General features: G+C 70.1%; 20 protein-coding genes. 10 read left to right on the forward strand and 10 right to left on the reverse strand.

The genetic code is table 11. From position 1 onward, the window contains the following. Nucleotides 1-99: 99 nt before the first annotated feature. Both F7R91_RS33940 and F7R91_RS33945 read left to right on the forward strand, forming a co-directional pair. A complete protein-coding gene (locus tag F7R91_RS33940; RefSeq protein ID WP_191971749.1) occupies nucleotides 100-1,107 on the forward strand; it encodes an NADP-dependent oxidoreductase in 1,008 nt (335 codons plus the stop codon). Continuing rightward, a complete protein-coding gene (locus tag F7R91_RS33945) occupies nucleotides 1,104-1,910 on the forward strand; it encodes an SDR family NAD(P)-dependent oxidoreductase (RefSeq protein WP_150955941.1) in 807 nt (268 codons plus the stop codon). The genes F7R91_RS33940 and F7R91_RS33945 overlap by 4 nt, the downstream gene beginning before the upstream one ends. 66 nt (nucleotides 1,911-1,976) lie before the next feature. Here the strand turns inward: F7R91_RS33945 and F7R91_RS33950 are convergent, their stop codons facing one another. The 5 genes from F7R91_RS33950 to F7R91_RS33970 are packed head-to-tail and all read right to left on the reverse strand — an operon-like array spanning nucleotide 1,977 to nucleotide 6,868. Then, a complete protein-coding gene (locus F7R91_RS33950) occupies nucleotides 1,977-3,254 on the reverse strand; it encodes an ABC transporter substrate-binding protein (protein ID WP_225320937.1) in 1,278 nt (425 codons plus the stop codon). 5 nt (nucleotides 3,255-3,259) lie between these two features. Beyond that, a complete protein-coding gene (locus tag F7R91_RS33955; protein ID WP_150955947.1) occupies nucleotides 3,260-4,396 on the reverse strand; it encodes a branched-chain amino acid ABC transporter permease in 1,137 nt (378 codons plus the stop codon). Further along, entirely contained in the window at nucleotides 4,393-5,274 is an 882-nt protein-coding gene (locus tag F7R91_RS33960; RefSeq protein ID WP_150955949.1) for a branched-chain amino acid ABC transporter permease, read from the reverse strand. Before F7R91_RS33960 ends, F7R91_RS33955 begins: the two co-directional genes overlap by 4 nt. Before the next feature lie 5 nt (nucleotides 5,275-5,279). Further along, on the reverse strand, nucleotides 5,280-6,113 hold the full coding sequence (locus F7R91_RS33965) for an ABC transporter ATP-binding protein (protein ID WP_150955952.1): 834 nt from the start codon (nucleotides 6,111-6,113) through the stop codon (nucleotides 5,280-5,282). Next, entirely contained in the window at nucleotides 6,110-6,868 is a 759-nt protein-coding gene (locus F7R91_RS33970; RefSeq protein WP_150955954.1) for an ABC transporter ATP-binding protein, read from the reverse strand. Before F7R91_RS33970 ends, F7R91_RS33965 begins: the two co-directional genes overlap by 4 nt. A 188-nt stretch (nucleotides 6,869-7,056) precedes the next feature. On the opposite strand from F7R91_RS33970, the gene F7R91_RS33975 reads away from it, so the two are divergent. Together F7R91_RS33975 and F7R91_RS33980 are read left to right on the forward strand one after the other, a co-directional pair. Further along, nucleotides 7,057-8,352: a PucR family transcriptional regulator gene (locus tag F7R91_RS33975; RefSeq protein WP_150955956.1), complete on the forward strand. Its 1,296-nt coding sequence runs from the start codon at nucleotides 7,057-7,059 to the stop codon at nucleotides 8,350-8,352. After that, entirely contained in the window at nucleotides 8,349-9,011 is a 663-nt protein-coding gene (locus tag F7R91_RS33980) for a TetR/AcrR family transcriptional regulator (RefSeq protein WP_225320938.1), read from the forward strand. The genes F7R91_RS33975 and F7R91_RS33980 overlap by 4 nt, the downstream gene beginning before the upstream one ends. Before the next feature lie 6 nt (nucleotides 9,012-9,017). On the opposite strand, the gene F7R91_RS33985 is transcribed toward F7R91_RS33980, so the two are convergent. Both F7R91_RS33985 and F7R91_RS33990 read right to left on the reverse strand, forming a co-directional pair. Beyond that, entirely contained in the window at nucleotides 9,018-9,395 is a 378-nt protein-coding gene (locus tag F7R91_RS33985) for an ArsR/SmtB family transcription factor (protein ID WP_150955959.1), read from the reverse strand. A 198-nt stretch (nucleotides 9,396-9,593) separates the two neighbouring features. Beyond that, a complete protein-coding gene (locus tag F7R91_RS33990; protein WP_150955962.1) occupies nucleotides 9,594-9,968 on the reverse strand; it encodes a hypothetical protein in 375 nt (124 codons plus the stop codon). Between the two features lie 288 nt (nucleotides 9,969-10,256). Here F7R91_RS33990 and F7R91_RS33995 point away from each other — a divergent pair, with 288 nt between their 5' ends. Beyond that, entirely contained in the window at nucleotides 10,257-11,048 is a 792-nt protein-coding gene (locus F7R91_RS33995) for a DUF429 domain-containing protein (RefSeq protein WP_191971750.1), read from the forward strand. A gap of 20 nt (nucleotides 11,049-11,068) precedes the next feature. On the opposite strand, the gene F7R91_RS34000 is transcribed toward F7R91_RS33995, so the two are convergent. Then, on the reverse strand, nucleotides 11,069-11,455 hold the full coding sequence (locus F7R91_RS34000; RefSeq protein ID WP_150955965.1) for a cupin domain-containing protein: 387 nt from the start codon (nucleotides 11,453-11,455) through the stop codon (nucleotides 11,069-11,071). A gap of 137 nt (nucleotides 11,456-11,592) precedes the next feature. Beyond that, nucleotides 11,593-12,501: a squalene/phytoene synthase family protein gene (locus F7R91_RS34005; protein WP_150955968.1), complete on the reverse strand. Its 909-nt coding sequence runs from the start codon at nucleotides 12,499-12,501 to the stop codon at nucleotides 11,593-11,595. A gap of 300 nt (nucleotides 12,502-12,801) precedes the next feature. Between F7R91_RS34005 and F7R91_RS34010 the strand changes: the two genes are divergently transcribed. Together F7R91_RS34010 and F7R91_RS34015 are read left to right on the forward strand one after the other, a co-directional pair. Next, the gene (locus F7R91_RS34010; protein ID WP_150955972.1) at nucleotides 12,802-13,290 is read left to right on the forward strand and encodes a sortase; all 489 of its coding nucleotides are present in this window, start codon (nucleotides 12,802-12,804) and stop codon (nucleotides 13,288-13,290) included. A gap of 150 nt (nucleotides 13,291-13,440) precedes the next feature. Continuing rightward, complete coding sequence (locus F7R91_RS34015; protein WP_150956062.1) at nucleotides 13,441-14,070, forward strand: class F sortase; 630 nt, start codon at nucleotides 13,441-13,443, stop codon at nucleotides 14,068-14,070. Between the two features lie 154 nt (nucleotides 14,071-14,224). Here the strand turns inward: F7R91_RS34015 and F7R91_RS34020 are convergent, their stop codons facing one another. Beyond that, on the reverse strand, nucleotides 14,225-15,703 hold the full coding sequence (locus F7R91_RS34020) for a glutamate-cysteine ligase family protein (protein ID WP_150955975.1): 1,479 nt from the start codon (nucleotides 15,701-15,703) through the stop codon (nucleotides 14,225-14,227). Nucleotides 15,704-15,942: 239 nt separating this feature from the next. On the opposite strand from F7R91_RS34020, the gene F7R91_RS34025 reads away from it, so the two are divergent. The 3 genes from F7R91_RS34025 to F7R91_RS34035 all read left to right on the forward strand — a co-directional run bounded on the left by F7R91_RS34025 (nucleotide 15,943) and on the right by F7R91_RS34035 (nucleotide 18,057). Continuing rightward, nucleotides 15,943-16,158 (forward strand): hypothetical protein, encoded by a 216-nt coding sequence (locus F7R91_RS34025; protein WP_150955978.1) that lies wholly within the window; start codon nucleotides 15,943-15,945, stop codon nucleotides 16,156-16,158. Nucleotides 16,159-16,196: 38 nt separating this feature from the next. Beyond that, nucleotides 16,197-16,868: a transcriptional repressor LexA gene (gene lexA / locus F7R91_RS34030; RefSeq protein WP_150955982.1), complete on the forward strand. Its 672-nt coding sequence runs from the start codon at nucleotides 16,197-16,199 to the stop codon at nucleotides 16,866-16,868. A 361-nt stretch (nucleotides 16,869-17,229) separates the two neighbouring features. Beyond that, nucleotides 17,230-18,057 (forward strand): hypothetical protein, encoded by an 828-nt coding sequence (locus tag F7R91_RS34035; RefSeq protein WP_225320940.1) that lies wholly within the window; start codon nucleotides 17,230-17,232, stop codon nucleotides 18,055-18,057. The last annotated feature ends 37 nt before the right edge of the window (nucleotides 18,058-18,094 follow it).

The following is an 18,094-nucleotide window of genomic DNA, read 5'->3' on the forward strand; positions in this document are numbered from 1 at the left end:
CCATCCGCAGTGAGCCGGACTGCCTGTGGTGAACATCACGCCACGCTGCGTACCTACTGGTCGGTATGGTCGCGGAAGCCGCGAACGACAGGAGGCGCAATGACTGCGACCAACCGCCAGATCCGTCTGGCCGCCCGCCCCGTGGGCCAGGTGAAGCCCGACGACTGGGAGCACTTCTCGGGGCCCGTCGAGGATCCGGGCCCGGGCCGGTTCGCGGGCCGGACGCGCGTCATCTCCCTGGACCCGGCCATGAGGGGCTGGCTGGACGACCGCCCCTCCTACCTGCCGCCGGTGGGCATCGGCGAGGTGATGCGCGCCGGCTCGGTCATCGAGGTCACCGCGTCCAACCACCCCGACTTCCGGCCCGGCGACCATGTGGTCGGCACGTTCGGGGTCCAGGAGTACGTCGTCTCCGACGGCAAGGGCGCCCTGAAGGTCGACACCTCCCTCGCCCCGGCCTCGACCTATCTCGGGGCGCTCGGCATGCCCGGCATGACCGCCTACTTCGGCCTGCTGGACGTCGGGGCCCTGAAGGACGGCGAAACCGTCGTGGTGTCGGGAGCGGCCGGCGCCGTCGGCACCATCGCCGGCCAGATCGCGAAGGCCAAGGGCTGCCGGGTCGTGGGCATCGCCGGAGGGCCGGAGAAGTGCGCGCTGCTCACCGACGAACTCGGATTCGACGCGGCGATCGACTACCGCGCCGACGACGTCAAGAAGGCCCTGCGCAAGCACGCCCCCGACGGCATCGACGTCTACTTCGACAATGTCGGAGGCGACATCCTCGACGCCGCCCTGACCCGGCTGGCGATGCACGCACGCGTCGTCATCTGCGGCGCGATCAGCCAGTACAACAACGCCACACCGGTCAACGGCCCCTCGAACTACCTCACACTGCTGGTGCGCCGCGCCCGCATGGAGGGCTTCGTCGTCTTCGACTACGCCAAGCGCTACGCGCAGGCCGCGCAGGAGATCGCCGGCTGGATCGGCGACGGCCGCATCAAGGTCAAGGAACACGTGGTCAGGGGCACCGTGGACGACTTCCCCGAGACCCTCCAGATGCTCTTCCGTGGCGACAACGTCGGCAAGCTCGTACTGGAGCTGGCGTGAGCGCCGCCGAGAGCGGGGTCGCCGCCCCGCGGGGAGAACACACGGACGGCGCCCCGCTCCGGGGCAAGGTGGCGATCGTCACCGGGGGTGCCAGCGGACTGGGCCGCGCCTCGGCGCTGGCACTGGCCGAGGCGGGCGCCCGCGTGGTCGTCGCGGACCTCGACGCGCGCGGCGGCCGGGAGGTGGCCGACCTGGTCGGCGGCCACTTCCGCGCCTGCGACGTCTCCGACCTCGACGCCAACCGCGCACTGGTGGACTTCGCCCAGGAGCAGTTCGGCGGCGTCGACATCGCCTTGCTCAACGCCGGTGTGGCGACCGGATGCGGCGTCGGTGAGGACTTCGATCCAGCGCGCTACCGGCGGGCGATGGGCGCCAACCTCGACGGTGTGGTCTTCGGCACCCACGCGGTGCTGCCGGCGCTGCGGGCCCGCGGCGGAGGGTCCATCGTGGCGACCGCGTCGCTGGCGGGGCTGGCGGCGGTACCGCTCGATCCCCTGTACGGGGCCAACAAGCACGCGGTCGTGGGCCTCACCCGCTCCCTCGGACCGGCTCTCGCGCAGGAGAACGTGCGCTTCAACGCCGTCTGCCCGGGGTTCGCCGAGTCACGGATCATCGACCCGCTGCGCGAGATGCTCTCCGCACAGCAACTGCCCGTCATCCCGGCGGAAGTGGTGGCGGACACGGTGCTGCGGATCGTCACCGGTGACGGCACCGGGGAGTGCTGGTTCATCCAGCCCGGCCGGGAACCGGAGCCGTTCCGCTTCCGCAGCGTCCCCGGCCCCGGCAAGCCCGTCGGCGTCTGAGCACCCGCGCGGACCGGATCATGACGGCCGCCGCCCGGTTCCGGGCGGCGGCCGTCTCACGTCACATCAGCCGGTGACCGGGCCGAACTCCTTGCGCGTGTCCACCGGTTCGCCGAAGAGCGACCACCGCTCACCCTTGAACCGCATCAGTTGCATCGTCTCGATCGGGAAGGCGTCATCGGGCCCGGTGTTCAAGGTGACGCCGGGCAGCAGCATGCCCACCTTGACGTCCTTCAGGTTGCGCACCGCATCCCGCAGACCCTCCCGGGTCGGGCACTTCATCGCCGCGAGAGCCTGGTGCATGGTCGAGGCGACGGCCCAGCCGTAGGCGTTGAACTGGTTGGCGGGATCGGCGTCCGACGCGAACTTCCCGAGTGCCTGCCGATACGCCTTCATCTCCGGGTCACTGGCCCACTGCGGATCGGCCGGGTCCTTGAAGTAGGTGGCCGAGACCACGCCCTGGACGTTCTTGAACCCGACCGGCTTGAGCACGGCGGCGGACGACGACACGCTGTTCACGATGTGCAGCGGGTTCCACTTGGTGATCTTGGCGTCGGCCGCGAGGGCCTGGCTGCCGAACTTGGGTGTGGTGATGTTCAGCAGCACATCCGCCTTCGACCGGGCGAGGCTGGCCATCTGCGCGGAGACGGACGGGTCGGTGACCTCGTAGCTCTCCTTGGCGACGACCTTGATGCCGCTGCCGGCCAGCGCCTCCTGGAACCCGCCGAGCAGGTCCTTGCCGAAGTCGTCGTTCTGGTACAGGACCGCGACCTTCGCCTTGGGCTTGGTGTCCTTGAGGTACTTGGCGTAGATCCGTGCCTCCGCCACATAATTGGGCTGCCAGCCGGTGGTCCAGGGGTGCGCCTCGTCCGTCCCCCACACGGAGGCGCCCGTGGCGACGAACGGCTGCGGCACCTTCTGCTGGTTGAGGTAGTCCCACACAGCCGCTGTGGAAGGGGTGCCCAGGGTCTGGAAGACGGCGAAGACCTTCTCCCGCTCGACCAGTCTCCGGGCCTCCTCGACAGCCTTGGGCGGCTGGTAGCCGTCGTCGCGGACGACGAACTCCACCGTGCGGCCGTCGATACCGCCCTTGTCGTTGACGTACTTGAAGTAAGCGGCCACGCCCTTGCTGATCGTGCCGTACGCGGAGGCCGGCCCGGACAGCGGGTAGATCCCGCCCAGCTTGATGGTCTTGTCGGTGATCCCGGTGGTCTGCTGGCCCTTGCACGCGCCGTCGGCGGCGGTGCCCTTGTCCTCCTGGCCTCGCTGGGTGGCACAGGCCGTGGCGGTGAGCAGGGCTGCGGTCGCGGCGGCGGCCGCCCGCAGAACGGTCTTCTTGCGCATGCGATTCATTCCTCTTCCGTGCGGGGCGGTGCGCCCACGGGTTCGGCTTGGGCTTGGACTTCGGCTTCAGGGGGTGTGGGATCCGCGGACGTCGCGGATGTCCCGGACGGTGTGGGGCGGGCCGTGTGCGTCCCGTCGGGGGTGCGGGTACGGGGGAGACGACGAGCGGCCGCACTCCCGATACGGCCCGCCAGGCCGGCGAGTCCCGCCGGGGCCACGTACATCACCGCGATGATCAGCAGCCCGAACACCACACCGGGTGCGGCCTCGCTGAGGTCCTGCGCCACATTCGGCACGTACATCACGAACGCCGCCCCCAGCAGCGGCCCGTACAGCGAGGCCAGTCCGCCGACCACCAGACCCGCCAGCAGCGTGATGGACAGGACGAAGCTGAAGGAGTCGGGCGAGACGAAGCCGATCACCCACGTGTACAGGCAGCCGGCAACGCCAGCGAACATCCCGCTCCACGCGAAGGCGAGGGTCTTGTGCAGCGACAGCCGCACCCCCATCACCTCCGCCGCGCTCTCGTGGTCCCGTACGGCGAGCAGCGCCCGGCCGACCCGGGACCGCAGCAGATTGCGGGCGACCAGCAGTGCGAACGCGGTGACGGCGAGGACGAGGAAGTACAGCCATTGGTCCTCGGCCAGTCCGCTCCAGGCGGGCGGCTGCGGTTTGTCCACCGTCAGGCCCATGGAGCCGCCCGTCCACGGTTCGAGCCGCTTCAGCAGCAGCGGCAGGAACACCGCGAACGAGAGGGTGACCAGGGCGAGATACAGCCCGCGCAGCCGCAGGGCGGGCACGCCGAAGCCCAGGCCGAGCAGGAAGCATCCGGCGGCGGCCACGGGGAGCGTGGCCAGATGGCCGGTGTCGAACCGGTCCAGCATGACCGCGGCCGTGTACGCCCCGGCCGCGAAGAACGCGCCGTGCCCGAGGGAGATCTGCCCGCCGTGGCCGACCAGCAGGTTCAGTCCGGCGAGCGCCACCGCGTACACCAGCACCATGGTCAGCTGGAACACCTGGAAGGGCGCGAAGTAGAACGGAGCGCCGACGACGGCGACCGTCGCGGCCAAGGCGATGAGGGCGGCCCGCGTGCGTCCGGCGCGGGCGCCGTCGGCTCGGAGGATTCCGGTGATCGTGCTCATGCCCGCTCCACCGCCGCTCGTCCGAACAGGCCCTGGGGCCGCACCAGCAGCACCACCAGGATGATCACCAGTGGTACGCCGATCTTGAGGTCGGCTCCGACGACGTCCACGTACGCCCCGGCCAGCGTCTCGGCGATGCCCACCAGCAGGCCGCCGACGACCGCGCCCACCGGGCTGTCGAAGCCGCCGAGGGTGGCCGCGGCGAACGCGTAGATCAGGACCCCGCCCATCATGTTGGGCTCCAGGAACAGCAGCGGGGCGACGAGCACGCCCGACACCGCGCCGACCGTGGCGGCGAGGCCCCAGCCCAGCATCAGCACCCTGCCCACACGGATGCCCGAGAGCCGCGCCGAGGTGGGATTGGCGGCGACCGCCCGCATGACCAGGCCCACCGAGGTGTGCTGGAACAGCAGATACAGCAGCCCCATCACGGCGGCCACCACTCCGATGATCCCGAGCGTGGACCAGCCGACACTCACCCCGGCCAGGTCGATGCCGCCGTCCGGGAACGGCTGCGGGAAGTCCTTGACCGTGAACGACCAGATCAGTCCGGCCGCCGCGTTGACGAAGATGAACAGGCCCACCGTCACGATGACGAGGGTCAGCTCGGGCGCGCCCTCCACGGGCCGGATGACCACCCGCTCCACCAGCATGCCGCCGACGAAGGACACCGCCAGGGTGACCGGCAGCGCCAGCCAGAACGGCATGCCCGACGCCATCAGCTGCCATGCCACGTATGTGGAGAGCATCGCGAGCTCGCCCTGCGCGAAGTTGACGATCCCGGTGAACCGGTGGATCAGCACCAGGGCGAGCGCCAGGCTGGCGTACACCGCGCCGGCCCCGACGCCCTCGACCGTCTGCTGGAGAAGTTCGGTCACGGCGCTCACCCGGCCTTCCGGGAGCGGACGGAGACCCCGAGGTACACCTCGGCGACCTGCCCGTCCTCGCGGATCTGCGCGGCCGGGCCGGACAGCACCAGCCGGCCGGCCTCCAGCACATGCGCGCGGTGTGCGATGTCCAGCGCGAGCTGGGCGTTCTGCTCGACGACGACCACGGTGGTGCGTTCCTCCTCGTTCACGGCACGGACGATCTCGAACAACTCTCGGGTGACCAGCGGAGCGAGTCCCAGGGACGGCTCGTCGAGGAGCAGCAGGGCGGGACGCAGCATCAGCGCCCTGCCGATGGCGAGCATCTGCTGCTCGCCGCCGCTGAGACTGCCCGCCGTCTGACGGGCGCGCTGACGAAGCCGGGGGAAGTGGCCGTAGACGCGCTCCAGGTCGGCCGCCACGGCGGCACGCTCGCTCCGACCGCGGCGCAGGACCCCGGTGCGCAGATGGGCCCCGACGCGCAGGTTCTCCTCGACGGTCAGGTCGCTGAACGTGCCCCGTCCCTCGGGCACGTGCGCCACACCGAGCCTGGCGGCCTGCTCGGGGGAGCGGCCCAGCAACTGCGTACCGTCCAGCGTCACCGAGCCGCGGCCGCGGACCATGCCGCACAGGGCCCGAAGGGTGGTCGTCTTGCCCGCCCCGTTCGGCCCCAGCACGGCGCACACCTCTCCGCGCGCGACCGAGAAGTCCAGACCCTGCAAGACGCGGGCCTGACCGTATCCGGCGTGCAGATCCGACACTCGCAGGAAGTCGGGATCCGCAGGGTCCTGCGCAGTCGGATCCGTCCCCGGGAGGTTGTCCTCGGGCCGGTCGGTGGTGTGATCGCTCATGCCGCGACCCCCAGATACGCCTCGATGACCGCGGGATCGCGCTGGACCTGTTCCGGCGGGCCCTCGGCGATCTTGCGGCCGAAATCGAGACACACCACCCGATCGCACAGGCCCATCACGAACCCCATGTGGTGCTCGACCACCACCAGCGTGAGGTCGAAGTCCTGGCGGATGGCGCGCACCAGGTCGGCGAAGTCGTCGACCTCGCCGTGGCTGAGGCCGTTGACGGGTTCGTCGAGCAGCAGCAGCCGGGGCCGGACGGCCAGCGCTCTGGCCAGTTCCACGCGTTTGAGCGTGCCGAACGGCAGCCCGGAGGCAGGGCGGTCGGCGACGTCCGAGAGGTCCAGCCGCCGCAGCAGCTCATCGGCCTGGTCGCGCAGCCGCGCCTCCTCCTGCCGGACGCGAGGGAGCCGCAGTGCCGCGGCCAGGTGTCCCGCACGGCCCCTTGTGTGGGCGCCGACCATGACGTTCTCGCGGACCGTGAGGCGCGGGAACAGGCCCAGATTCTGAAAGGTGCGGGCGATGCCGCGGCGGGCCACGGCGTGCGGCGCGAGGCCGAGCAGGTCCTCACCTTCGTACCGCACCGTTCCGGCATCGGGTGTGCAGCGCCGGGTGAGGCAGTTGAACAATGTGGTCTTTCCGGCTCCATTGGGCCCGATGAGCCCGACGGCGGAGCCGGCCTCGACGGCGAACGCGACGCCGTCCAGGGCCGTGATCCCGCCGAAGCGCACGGTAATGCCGTCGACCGTGAGCATGAGTGACGCCCTTTCCGAGATCCCTGAGGGATGGGAGAGCGTCACCGTAGGGGGGCGGGTTCCGGACGCACATTGGGTGCGGAAACCCAACTTCAGATCCGACGACTTGTGCGCCGCGCACAGTGCCGCCGAAATCTCCGCCGCCGGACCTGTTGACGCGGCACGAGCTGGCATGAACCATCTGCGCCATGTCTGGTGCACTCGTCGTGGGCACTCCCACTCTGCCCGAACCGCTCCGCCAGGAGCGGCGGCGGATCCTGCGCGCCGTGCAGGACCGGGTCGAGGAGGTGGCGGACACCGCCGTGGCGGTGATGCGTGAGGAGATCCCGTCGTACGGGGTGCAGGACGAGCGCTTCTTCCAGGACGTACGGGACCAGGTGCTCTCGCACTACAGGATCCAGCTGACGGTGCTGGCGGGGACCCGGGACATCGCCTCGGAGGACCTGGTCTTCAGCCGTGCGGCGGCCATGCGCAGGGCACGGGCGGGGTTCGCCCTGGAGGACTGGATGAGCGCCTTCCGTGTCGGCCGGCAGGTCTTCTGGAACGCGCTGACGGAATGCGCGGGCACCTCACCCACGGCCCAGCAGGCCGCGCTGTCCCTCGTCACACCGATGATGCGATACGTGGACTTCGCCAGCACCCACGCGGCGCAGGCCTACGTGGAGTATCAGCAGCACATCGTGGCGGACGCGGACCGGGAGCGCAGGGACCTTCTGGAGCAGCTCCTGGCCGGTGCGGGGCCGACACGCGGCCCCCTGCTCGCCGCGGCACAGGCGTACGGCATCGGGCCCCACTCTCCGATGATGGTGGTCGTGGCGTCCTGTGTCCGCGACACCCGCACCGGGGACACGGCCCTGGAGGAAAGCGGTTACGCCACCAGCGCGGCGATCACCGTCGCGGGGTACTGGGCCAGCAGAACCCTGGTGGTCGTCCGCCACGGCGAGGTGGTGGCCGTGCCCGTGGTGCGCGCCGGTATGGACGAGGAAGACGTGTGCGCACACTTCGACGCCGTGCAACGGCGCCTCGCCAAGGAGGGGACCCTGCTCTGCGTCGGTGTCAGCACGGTCGCCCGCGGCGCGTCCGAACTGCCGCGCGCCTACCAGGAGGCACGGGCGGCGCTCGAACTCGTTCCGGACGAGGGCGGGGTGGCGGCGCTGCCCCGGCTGTCCCCGTTCGACTATCTGGCCATGCGCGCCGACGACATCGCCCGTCAGCTGATCGACCCTCGGGTGAGCGAACTCCTGGACGACGACCGCAGGCGCGGCGCCCCACTGGCGGCCACGGTGCGGGCGTTCGCCGACGCCGACCTGAACCTGCGGCTGGCCGCCGACCGGCTGCGTGTGCATCACAACACGGCGCACTACCGATTGCGCCGGATCGAGGAACGCACCGGGCGCAATCCGCGCCGGATCGCGGACCTGATGGAACTGCTGGTGGCCCTCGCCCTCCGCGACGGGACCCAGGAAGGCGAGGACAAACGGTGAGCGAGACCGTAGAGCGGTTGACCCACGACACACAGCAGCCGGCCGCGCAGGAGACCCCTGCCGCGGACCGCCCGCAAGCCCGCCGAGCGCTGCTGGACGCGGCCCTCGAAGTATTCACCGAGCGCGGCTACAACGACGCCAGCCTCGCCGAGATCGCGGCCCGCTCCGGCATCGACGTGGGCAGCCTGTTCCAGCACTACGGCGGAAAGAAGGGGCTGTACCTGGAACTGTGGGAGGACTTCCGCGAGGAACAGGAACGCCGGACCGCACGGATGCTGGCCGAGGCCCGGAGCCGCGGGGTGGAAGACCCGATCACCCTCTTCGTCGAGGGAGCGCGGGCCTACCTGGAGGGAGCCTGGGAGAACCGCCGTATCGGCAGACGGCTCGTGGAGGAGGACGGCCCCGCAGGCTTCGACACCCTGCGGCGCCAATGGGACCGCGCATGGGTGCGGCGCAACGCCCGGCTCCTGGAGGTGGACGAGCGGCGCCGCGCCGGCCGGGTACGGGTGATCGTGCTGACCACGATCATCGGAGGAGCGGCGCGGGAACTGGGCGACTGCGCGGACGAGGCGGAGGCCCAGGAGGTCATGGACGAGGTGTGCGGCATCCTGTTCCATCTCTGGTCGACCTCGCTGGCCGGGACCGACACGGCTGTGTAGGACGGTTCACGGACTCGTGCCGGTCTTCGTACCCGTGCGGGGATGGGGGAGAGGCGGGTCGGTTCGGCGCAGCTCCGCGAGGAGTTCGTTCCGTCCCACCAGGAGTTCCGTGAGAATCCGGCGTGCGGCGCGCAGGAGTTCGGCGACATCGCCGCCGGCGAGGGCATAGCTGACCGTTGAGCCTTCCCGTACGGAGACCACGATTCCGGAACGGCGCAGTACGGCCAACTGCTGGGAAAGGCTGGACGGTTCGATGTCGATGTCGGTGAGAAGGTCCCGCACCGGGACGGGACCGTTCTGCAGCAGTTCGAGGACCCTGATACGCACCGGGTGGCCGAGCATGCGGAAGAACTCGGCCTTGGCCTGGTAGAGGGGCACTTGCATGGTGATGGCTCGCTCCCTGCCGCATTCAAGGGCGTTCTCTCGGTGATGCGGCGGCCTGCGTGTGCCGCCGCGCGCGTCATGCACACCGATCTTCGCTGCTCAGGGCTCCGCGTCACCCCGAGTTGTGGTGATATGGATCTCGCGAGTTGAAGAAGTCTTCAATGAGCGGGCACGCGGAGCCGAGGGGCGTGCGACGTCCTACACCTCGAGGTCTGCTTCGACGCGCTTGAGTTGATGGCGCGCCATGGCCAGGTTGGACCTGGCGCGGTCGAGGACGACGTAGAGGAAAAGTCCGGCGCCGTGACGGCCTTTCACCAGCCGGATGAGGTGGTACTGGCTGCCGAGGGTGATGAGGATGTCCTCGATCTCGCCCTTCAGACCGACTTGTTCCATCGTGCGGACCTTGGCGCGGATGACGTCGGTGTTGCCGGCGGCGGCGACGATCAGGTCGAGGTCCTTGCCGCCGCCGAGCGTACCCAGGGCCATGCCGCTCGTGTAGTCGACGATGGCGGCCCCCATCGCCCCTTCGACCGCGGTCATCATTTCCTTCAGGGAGACTTCGACATTCGCCATGGCGTTCCTTTTTCTCGGCTGTGGACCTGGCTTGGCGGGTCCGGTTCGAGAAGGAACCGTACGGAGCGGATTCGCCCGAGACGCGGGATGGTTTGGGACTGGCACACGGAACTTCGGAAAGCTCAGCGATGTGCGGCCTTTTGATCGATCGGGGACGGAGCTTGGCCGTCGGCCGCCGTTGTTTTGCCGGCGGGGTGCGGGCACCGGCATCTCTTTGAAGTACAACGGCGTGCTGCTGGGAGACACCGAGCTGCAGGGGCACTGGGTCGGCTGGGAGAGGATCTCTGTATGAAGCAACGGCAGACGGTGACGGTCGGTGTCGATCTGGCCGCGAGTGCGCGGCGTACCGCCGTGTGCCGGGTGGCCTGGGACGAGGCGGGCGGCATGGCGGTGGAGTTCGTCGTGCCGGAACGGGACGAGGATCTGCTGGCGATGATCCGGGCGGCCGGCAAGACGGGCCTCGACTGCCCGCTCGGCTGGCCATCGAGCTTCGTGGCCACGGTCCTGGCCCACCACCGGGGTGAGCGACTGCCGCCTCCCGCCCGGTTCGAGGGGCGTGCGGACGGCCGGCCCGGGCTGAATGCGCTGCGGTTCCGGCTGACCGACGACCTCACCTGGAAGGAGACCTCGAGGCGGCCTCCGCTGTCGGTGTCCACCGATCTCCTGGGCGTAGTGGCCCTGCGAGCGGCCTATCTCCTGGACGCCCTCGAAGCGACGGGAGTCGCTGTGCCCCGGGACGGCTCCGGCCCGGTCGCCGAGGTCTATCCCGCTGCCGCGCTACGGCGATGGGGGATCCGCCTCACCCGCAGCTACAAGAGCGCCACGCCGGAAGCGCGCGTTGTCCGAGAACAGATCGTCCACTCGGTCGAGACGGGCTTGGGCGTGGCCCTGCCCGAGCAGGTGCGGGCGAAGTGCGTGGACAGCCACGATCATCTCGACGCCTTGGTCTGTGCGCTGGTCGCCCGGGCCGTGCTGGTCGGGGACACCCGTCGGCCGAGCTCTCCGGACGAGCACACGGCCGCCCGGCTGGAGGGGTGGATCCATCTGCCGGGCACGGATCTCTCGGCCCTTCGCTCCTGATGTCCGCTACGAGCCGGCTCTCAGCCGGCTGCCGGCCCCCCGACATTGAACGTCGACTGCCCCGACCCGGCCCTCACGACGATGATGTCCGCGGGCACCCCCGTGGGGTTGCTCTCCCGGTGCACGGCGCCCTTGGGCACGTAGATGAAGTCGCCGGGACCGGCGTCCACCGTATGGGAGCCGTCCGGGCCGAACTCCATCTTCAGGGCTCCGGTGAGGACGTAGATCACCGATTCGTACGCGCCGTGGTGATGCCACGCGGAGACCATTCCGGCCTCGGTGCGGACGAACCCCGACCATGTTCCCTCCGTGGCGAAGGCCTCCTGCCGGTCCATCCCCGGAGTACCGGGCCCCGGCCTTCTGTCACCAGGAGTGACGACGAGAACCTGATCATGCTGACGGTCCATGACGACTCCTTCCGCTCGGGCCGTCGAGCCCCGCCATGGACTCGACACCGACCTGTACGGGCGGCACTGTCCTGCCCACAAGGCTAGCCGAGACCAGGTTCAGGCACCCGGGCGCGCCGGCCGCCTGGTACACCTGCTCAGCACCCGCTGCGTGCCTTTCGTCGGGCGTCCCGTACCACCCGTAGCGCGCCCATCAGCGGAGGCTTCGCGGAACCGTGCAGCAGCCCAGTGCCGCGCACCAGTGTCGCGTCCGCCGTCAACAGTTCTATCTCGACGACCGCGGACAGCAGCGGTCGAGCTTGCGGCGCAGCCAACGCCGCCATATCCCGGGCCGCCTCCAAAGATGCCCGGGCCGCGGTCACCTGGTGGGCAATCAGGTGACGCAGCGTCAGGGACTCGCAGCCTGCCGCCATGTCCTCCACCGTGACCGAGAAATGCTCCAGCGTCTGTGCGGGTATGCCCAGCCGCCCGTCCCGCACGTCTTCGGCAAGGTCGTTGACGAAGTCCAGCCGCTGACTGCCGTCGATGAGCGTCCGGCACGCCGCCCGGAATCGCCCGTCGTCCTTCTCCGGCCCGAGCAACACGCCGACGAGCATGAATGCCGGCAGCGAATAGGCGTCCAGATAAGCTTGATAGTCACTCTCGTCGGTAAATCCGCTGAACTCCAGCTCGGCAGTGGCTGTGGACAGATAGTCCTCCACCACCTGCCGCAGCCGTGGACAGGCCGCAATGGTGTGCAGCAGAGCGCGGATCAGCGGATCGGCGCTCAGCCCTGTCTCCAGCGCCTTGCGCACCTGTTGCTCCCAGGACGCCCATGCCGCGACCCGCTGCGGTTTCGGACCGGTGTCGAGGAGGTTGTCCCCGTGGTGCATCACGGCCGTGACCGCCACCACATGGGGCAGTACCGGCCGCGGCAGCAGCGCACGGGCCGCGAAGTACGACGTGCGGCGGTACCGCGCCACCAATGTGCGCTGGGCGTTGTAGTCGCTCCGCAGCTGACGCTCTCGTATCCCCGCCGCGTCCAGGCTCGTGTTCCACGCACTCATGAGCCGATCGTATGTGCAGGCCCTCGGCTGCACGGCCACGCTCTGCCGGGCCTGCCCGTATTGCAGACCTTCCGGTCGTTAACCCATTCGCTGTTGCCTTCTCAAATTCCTCCATTGCGTCGGTCTCCGCTCCAGTGACCTGCGTAAATGATCACATGAGATTGCCAATAGGCCTGGCCGGGCTGCCCATGTGTCGATGCGTCAGGTTGCGGATCTGACGGACCGTCGGTTGTCTCGTCAATGGAGCAGTACAGGGGCGCCGCGCAGACAGGCCGGCCACTGCTCCGTTGGAGGATTCCCTTGCGAAACTCACACGTTGGCGTTGGCATCGGCCTGATTGCCGGTGTCCTGGCACTGCAGAGTCCGGCTGCCGCGGCCGCCGAGGACTCAGAGGTATTCATCCGCCCGTGGAAGGCCACGCCCGGCTCTACGGTCACCGTCAGCACCACGGCATGCGGCGCGGAGACGTACGGCAAGGGCGAGTCGGCGGTGGCCGGCAAGTTCCACCTCTTCGCAGGCGACCGCAAGGGCGTGCTCACCGGCGAGTTCGTGATCCCGGAAGGGACCGACCCCACCACCGACACGGTCACCCTCAAGTGCCCGCCCCGGATCAAGCTCACGGAGACGTACCAGATCACCGCTGGCCGGCCGAACGGCGCCGTCGAGGCCGGATTCGGCGACGCCAAGGACCGGGACACACAGCTGGCCGTGGGCGGTGCACTGCTCGCCGCAGCCAGCGCCGGGTGTCTCGTCAGGATGCGCCGCCGCTCGGCCGCCGACCGGACCTGACCTCTCCCTCCCGCCGTGCGGCCCCCGGCACCGTGCCTCACCCCGGGGGCCGCACGGAACGTACCCACCCCGCTGCAGGCAAGGGGCTAAACCGCGATGGAACCCGGGCACAGGACCGGCGATGCCGCACCTCCCTTCGTCCCCTCGACCATGTTTCTGGCCTGGGTCCTGGTGGTGGGCGCCGTGCTGGTGATCGGCGCGGTGCACGACTCGCAACCACCGCAACCCTCCGCCGGCCAGGCCTTCTCCACCCCCGTGGCGGGGCCGACGCCCAGCCGTTCCGCCGCACCGAGCGCGCCCGCCGTCCGGCCGCTGCCTCCTGCCGAGCCGGACCGGATTCGGATCCCCGCCATCCGCGTGAACGCGCCCATGACCAAGCTGGCCCTCGACCGTGAAGGAGCGCTGCGCCCCCCGTCCGCCGACAAACCCAACCTCGCCGGCTGGTACGGCAAGGGCACGGCACCCGGCTCGAAGGGCACAGCCCTCATCGCGGGCCATGTGGACCTGCCCGGCGGCCGTCCCGGCGTCTTCTTCGAGCTCGGCTCCCTGAGCAAGGGTGACACGATCGAGGTCAGCCGGGCGGACCGGCGTACGGCCGTGTTCACCGTCAACGCCGTGGAGGTCTACAAGAAGTCAGGATTCCCGAGCGAGAAGGTCTACGGCAGCTCCGACCGGCCCGAACTGCGGGTGATCACCTGCGGCGGCGGTTACGCCAAGAAGACCGGATACCTGGGCAACGTGGTGGCCTACGCGACGCTCACCGAGGTGAAACGGCTTTGACAATACCTGGCGGTGCTGCGCACGGAGTCCTCATAGGCACGCACCGCCCACCACGTTCCCCCTTCCCACTTCCCACTGCCGGACCGCGCCCAGCGCGTCACCGGCGCAACGCGCTCTGGCTCGCGTAGCCGTGTCGTGTGGTGCCGTGTCGATGTCAGTCGACCGGCCAGGTGTGGACTGGGGCGTTGAGGTGCATGTAGGCGATGTACTGCTGCGTCATCCGCCGCAGGGCTTCGTGGCGACCGGTGTGGGTCGTCGAGACGACGTGGTGGAACATCTCCTTCTGCCAGATGGCTCCGTTACGGCCGGTGACGCACCGCTGCTCGATGATGCCGAGCAGCGGCTCGCGCCAGGCCTCGTCCATGCCGGAGCGCTCCAGCCCCTTGTGCGCCAGCGGCAGCAGTCGGCGCAGGACCAGTTCGGGCACCGGCACCTCGCCCATTCCGGGCCAGTACAGTCGGGCCTCGATGCCATGGCGCGCCGCAGTGTGCAGATTGTCCTCGGCCGCCTGGAACGACATCCGTGACCACACCGGCCGGTCCTCCTCCACGAGGGCGCGGGTGAGCCCGTAGTAGAAGGCACCGTTGGCGAGGGTGTCGGCGACGGTCGGGCCCGCCGGCAGCCCGCGGTTCTCCACTCTCACATGTGGCTTGTCATGGGCGATGGCGTACACCGGCCGGTTCCAGCGGTAGATCGTGCCGTTGTGCAGGGTGAGCTCGCCCAGCTCGGGGATGTCCCCTTGGTCCAGGGTCTGCCCCGGGTCCTGCTCGTCGCACAGCGGCAGCAGCGCGGGGAAGTAGCGCAGATTCTCCTCGAACAGGTCGAAGACGCTGTTGATCCACCGCTCTCCGAACCACACCCGGGGCCGTACTCCCTGGACCTTGATCTCCTGTGGCCGGGTGTCGGTGGCCTGCTCGAACAGCGGGATGCGGGTCTCGTGCCACAGCTCCTTGCCGAACAGGAAGGGCGAGTTGGCGGCCAGGGCCACCTGGACCCCGGCGATCGCCTGCGCCGCGTTCCAGTAGCCGGCGAACTCCTCGGGCGAGACCTGGAGGTGGAACTGGGTGCTGGTGCACGCGGCCTCCGGGGTGATCGTGTCCGCGTAGGTCCGCAGCCGGTCGGTGCCGTCCATTTCGATCCGCAGGTCCTCGCCCCGGGCGGCGAAGACCTGGTCGTTGAGCAGCCGGTAGCGCGGGTTCTCCGACAGCGCCGTCTCGCCGACGTCCTTCTGCCGCAGCGTGGGCAGGATGCCGATCATGATCAGATGTGCGCCGACCGTCGCGGCGCGTTCCTCGGCGTGATTGAGCGCGGCGCGGATCTCGGACTCCCAGGCATCGGGGCCGCCCTCGGTCAGACGCCGGGGCGGAACGTTGATCTCCAGGTTGAACCGGCCCAGCTCGGTGGACCAGGCGGGGTCCGCGACCGCCTCGAGCACCTCCAGGTTGCGCATCGCCGGCTCGGCCCGCTCGTCGACCAGGTTCAGCTCTATCTCCAGCCCCACCTGAGGCCGCTCGGACTCGAAGCGTGACTCGCGCAGCATCTGCGCGAACGCATCGAGGCACTCCTGCATCTTGATCCGATACCGGCGGCGATCCTCGCGGGTGAAGACCAGCGCCGGGACGTCGCGTCCCATCGGCCCTCCCGGGTTGCCCTCCTCGGACACCTCTCCCCTCCAGCGTCGCACCGGCGGACGCCTCCGACCAGATGGAATGCAGGTTGCCGCCCGACTGGTCAGCTCCCTCGTCCGGGCCCGCAGCCAGGAAGCGAGACGGCCGACGCGCGGGTCCTGCTGGGGCGGTCGGCGGCTGAGGAGGTGGGAGCAGGTTCCGTCCGGGACGAAGCCGAAGGGTGCGTCGTTCCAGGCCCCCGGCCTTGTGCCGGTGTGCAGAAGTACGGCCCCTCGACCGCATCGCCCCCGACTGCCACCCAGCCGAGGCGGCCGGCTGCGCGGGCGTCGACCTGCTCGCCCACCGGGCCACCGAGGCCGACCCCCTCGACCTGGTCCGCGCCGCCCGCGCCGCCACCACGGGCCGCCTGGTCGTCGCCGGCTCCCAACCGGCGCCTGTCGTCGCAGCGGTCACTGTGTAAGGTCGCGCTGAGAGAGGATCTTGCACGGAGGTGACGGTATGGAGAACAGCGTGCCACGAGGCCGGGGCCGGCCTCCGGGGACCCGGACCGTCAAAGGGGAACTGACCGCCCGCCAGAAGGCCATCGTCCGGTTCATCACCGACGAGGTGGCGCGCAAGGGCTACCCGCCGTCGATGCGGGAGATCGGCGAGGCCGTCGACCTGGCCAGCACCTCGTCGGTCGCACACCAGCTGATGGCACTGGAGAGCAAGGGCATCCTGTACCGCGACCCCCACCGGCCACGCGCCTACCGGGTCCGCTCCTCCTGGGCACCCGAGCTGGGCCGCAGGACCGCAAAGGCGGTGGAGGTACCGCTCGTCGGCCGGATCGCCGCCGGCGCGCCCCTGCTCGCCGAGGAGATGGTCGAGGACGTCTACGCGCTGCCGCGTCAGCTCGTCGGCGAAGGTGAGCTGTTCGCCTTGTCGGTGTCCGGTGACAGCATGATCGACGCGGCGATCTGTGACGGCGACATCGTGATCGTCCGCCGCCAGGACAGCGCCGACCACGGCGACCTGGTCGCCGCGCTCCTGGAGGACGAGGCCACGGTCAAACAGCTGCGCCGGCAGCGGGGCGAGGTGTGGCTCATGCCGCGCAACTCCGCGTACGACCCGATCCCCGGTGACCAGGCGCAGATCCTCGGCAAGGTCGTGAGCGTCATGCGCCGGCTCTGACCTGCGCCGCGGGGCGTGGAGCGGTCTTACGCAGTACGAGTGAATGAGCCGGCCTTTCCGTTTGACGCCGGTCGTGAGTCCCTTACCGTCTGCACTGGGTTCGGCCGCTGCAGGGGAGGTCCCGAGGGCGGGCGCCGGTTGAAGGGCGCACCTGATGGTGGGGATGTGGAAGTCACGAGGCGCGCCCAGGGGCCCGGCGGGCCGCCGCTGGACCGGGCCGGGGGCCTGGGTCGCGGTGGGTGCGGCGTCTCTCGTCGGGGCAGTGCCGCCGGTCGCCGGATGGTGGGTGGTGGAGCCCCGGGCCGCGCCGATGACTGGTTTCGGGCCTGCCGTCGGCTGCTGGGCCTTGACGGTCTCCGTGATGCTGCGCGCAGTGGGGACGCGCGGGCGGGTGCGCACGCGGCTGCTGCTGTCGGCGGGTTCGGCGGCCGCCGGGAGCGCGTACCGGACCGCTGTCACCGTGCTGTCGGCTCACCCTTTGGCGTGGGTCCTGGACACGCGTCGTTTGCTCGGTGCGGTGGTGATCACCGCGGTGACGATGGCGGTCGGCCTGGGCCTGGCCGGTCTGGTCGTCGCTGCCGATGCCGGAACCGGTCGGCACATGTGGCTACGGCGCCTGCTGGACGGGCTCGTCACAGCAGGCGCCGTGTATATGACGGGATGGGTCCTGCTGCGGGGAGCCGGCGACGGCTGGCGGCTGGAGACAGGGATGGTGGGCGTCCTGTGGACCGCGGAAGTCGTGTTCCTCAGCTTTCTGTTCGCCCTGCGCCGTCTGGTACGGGGCGACCAGCGGGCCACCGTGTGGGTGGCGGTCGCCGGGCTGACCCTCACCCTCGTCGGCGACACCCTGCGGCTGTGGGTGGTCGGCCCGGAAAACCCTGCGCCGATGCCCTCCCAACTGGCCGACGCCTTCGCCACCGCGGGACTGCTGGTGGTCGCCGCCGGCCCCTGGGTGCCCGGCGGCGCGAGCGTCCTGGGAGCCGGCCGGCCGGCGCTGCGGTTGGGCATGGAGGGCGCCGCGGCGTTCATTGCCCTGACCGTCTTCACGGTCATGGCGCTGGGCTACGCATTGGCTCCGCTCGCCCCCGATCCGGTGCCGCTCTGGGTCGGCGCGACGGTGCTGGTGGGCCTGTGGGCTCGGCGCACGTTCCTGCCGGGTGAGCAGACCGGAGGGGATGCGTCAACTTGACCTGGCCGTGAACGGCCGGGCTTGGAGGTAGCGCCCC

This window comes from Streptomyces luteolifulvus (assembly GCF_008806595.1).
Lineage (GTDB): Bacteria > Actinomycetota > Actinomycetes > Streptomycetales > Streptomycetaceae > Streptomyces > Streptomyces luteolifulvus.

Coding starts and splice junctions, on each gene's coding strand:
- F7R91_RS33950 (WP_225320937.1), bottom strand. CDS start 3,254: ATGCGCAAGAAGACCGTTCTGCGGGCGGCCGCCGCCGCGACCGCAGCC.
- F7R91_RS33955 (WP_150955947.1), bottom strand. CDS start 4,396: ATGAGCACGATCACCGGAATCCTCCGAGCCGACGGCGCCCGCGCCGGA.
- F7R91_RS34000 (WP_150955965.1), bottom strand. CDS start 11,455: ATGGACCGTCAGCATGATCAGGTTCTCGTCGTCACTCCTGGTGACAGA.
- F7R91_RS33940 (WP_191971749.1), top strand. CDS start 100: ATGACTGCGACCAACCGCCAGATCCGTCTGGCCGCCCGCCCCGTGGGC.
- lexA (WP_150955982.1), top strand. CDS start 16,197: ATGGAGAACAGCGTGCCACGAGGCCGGGGCCGGCCTCCGGGGACCCGG.
- F7R91_RS33985 (WP_150955959.1), bottom strand. CDS start 9,395: ATGCAAGTGCCCCTCTACCAGGCCAAGGCCGAGTTCTTCCGCATGCTC.
- F7R91_RS33995 (WP_191971750.1), top strand. CDS start 10,257: ATGAAGCAACGGCAGACGGTGACGGTCGGTGTCGATCTGGCCGCGAGT.
- F7R91_RS34015 (WP_150956062.1), top strand. CDS start 13,441: ATGTTTCTGGCCTGGGTCCTGGTGGTGGGCGCCGTGCTGGTGATCGGC.
- F7R91_RS34035 (WP_225320940.1), top strand. CDS start 17,230: ATGCTGCGCGCAGTGGGGACGCGCGGGCGGGTGCGCACGCGGCTGCTG.
- F7R91_RS34005 (WP_150955968.1), bottom strand. CDS start 12,501: ATGAGTGCGTGGAACACGAGCCTGGACGCGGCGGGGATACGAGAGCGT.
- F7R91_RS33975 (WP_150955956.1), top strand. CDS start 7,057: ATGTCTGGTGCACTCGTCGTGGGCACTCCCACTCTGCCCGAACCGCTC.
- F7R91_RS33965 (WP_150955952.1), bottom strand. CDS start 6,113: ATGAGCGATCACACCACCGACCGGCCCGAGGACAACCTCCCGGGGACG.
- F7R91_RS34020 (WP_150955975.1), bottom strand. CDS start 15,703: ATGGGACGCGACGTCCCGGCGCTGGTCTTCACCCGCGAGGATCGCCGC.
- F7R91_RS33990 (WP_150955962.1), bottom strand. CDS start 9,968: ATGGCGAATGTCGAAGTCTCCCTGAAGGAAATGATGACCGCGGTCGAA.
- F7R91_RS33970 (WP_150955954.1), bottom strand. CDS start 6,868: ATGCTCACGGTCGACGGCATTACCGTGCGCTTCGGCGGGATCACGGCC.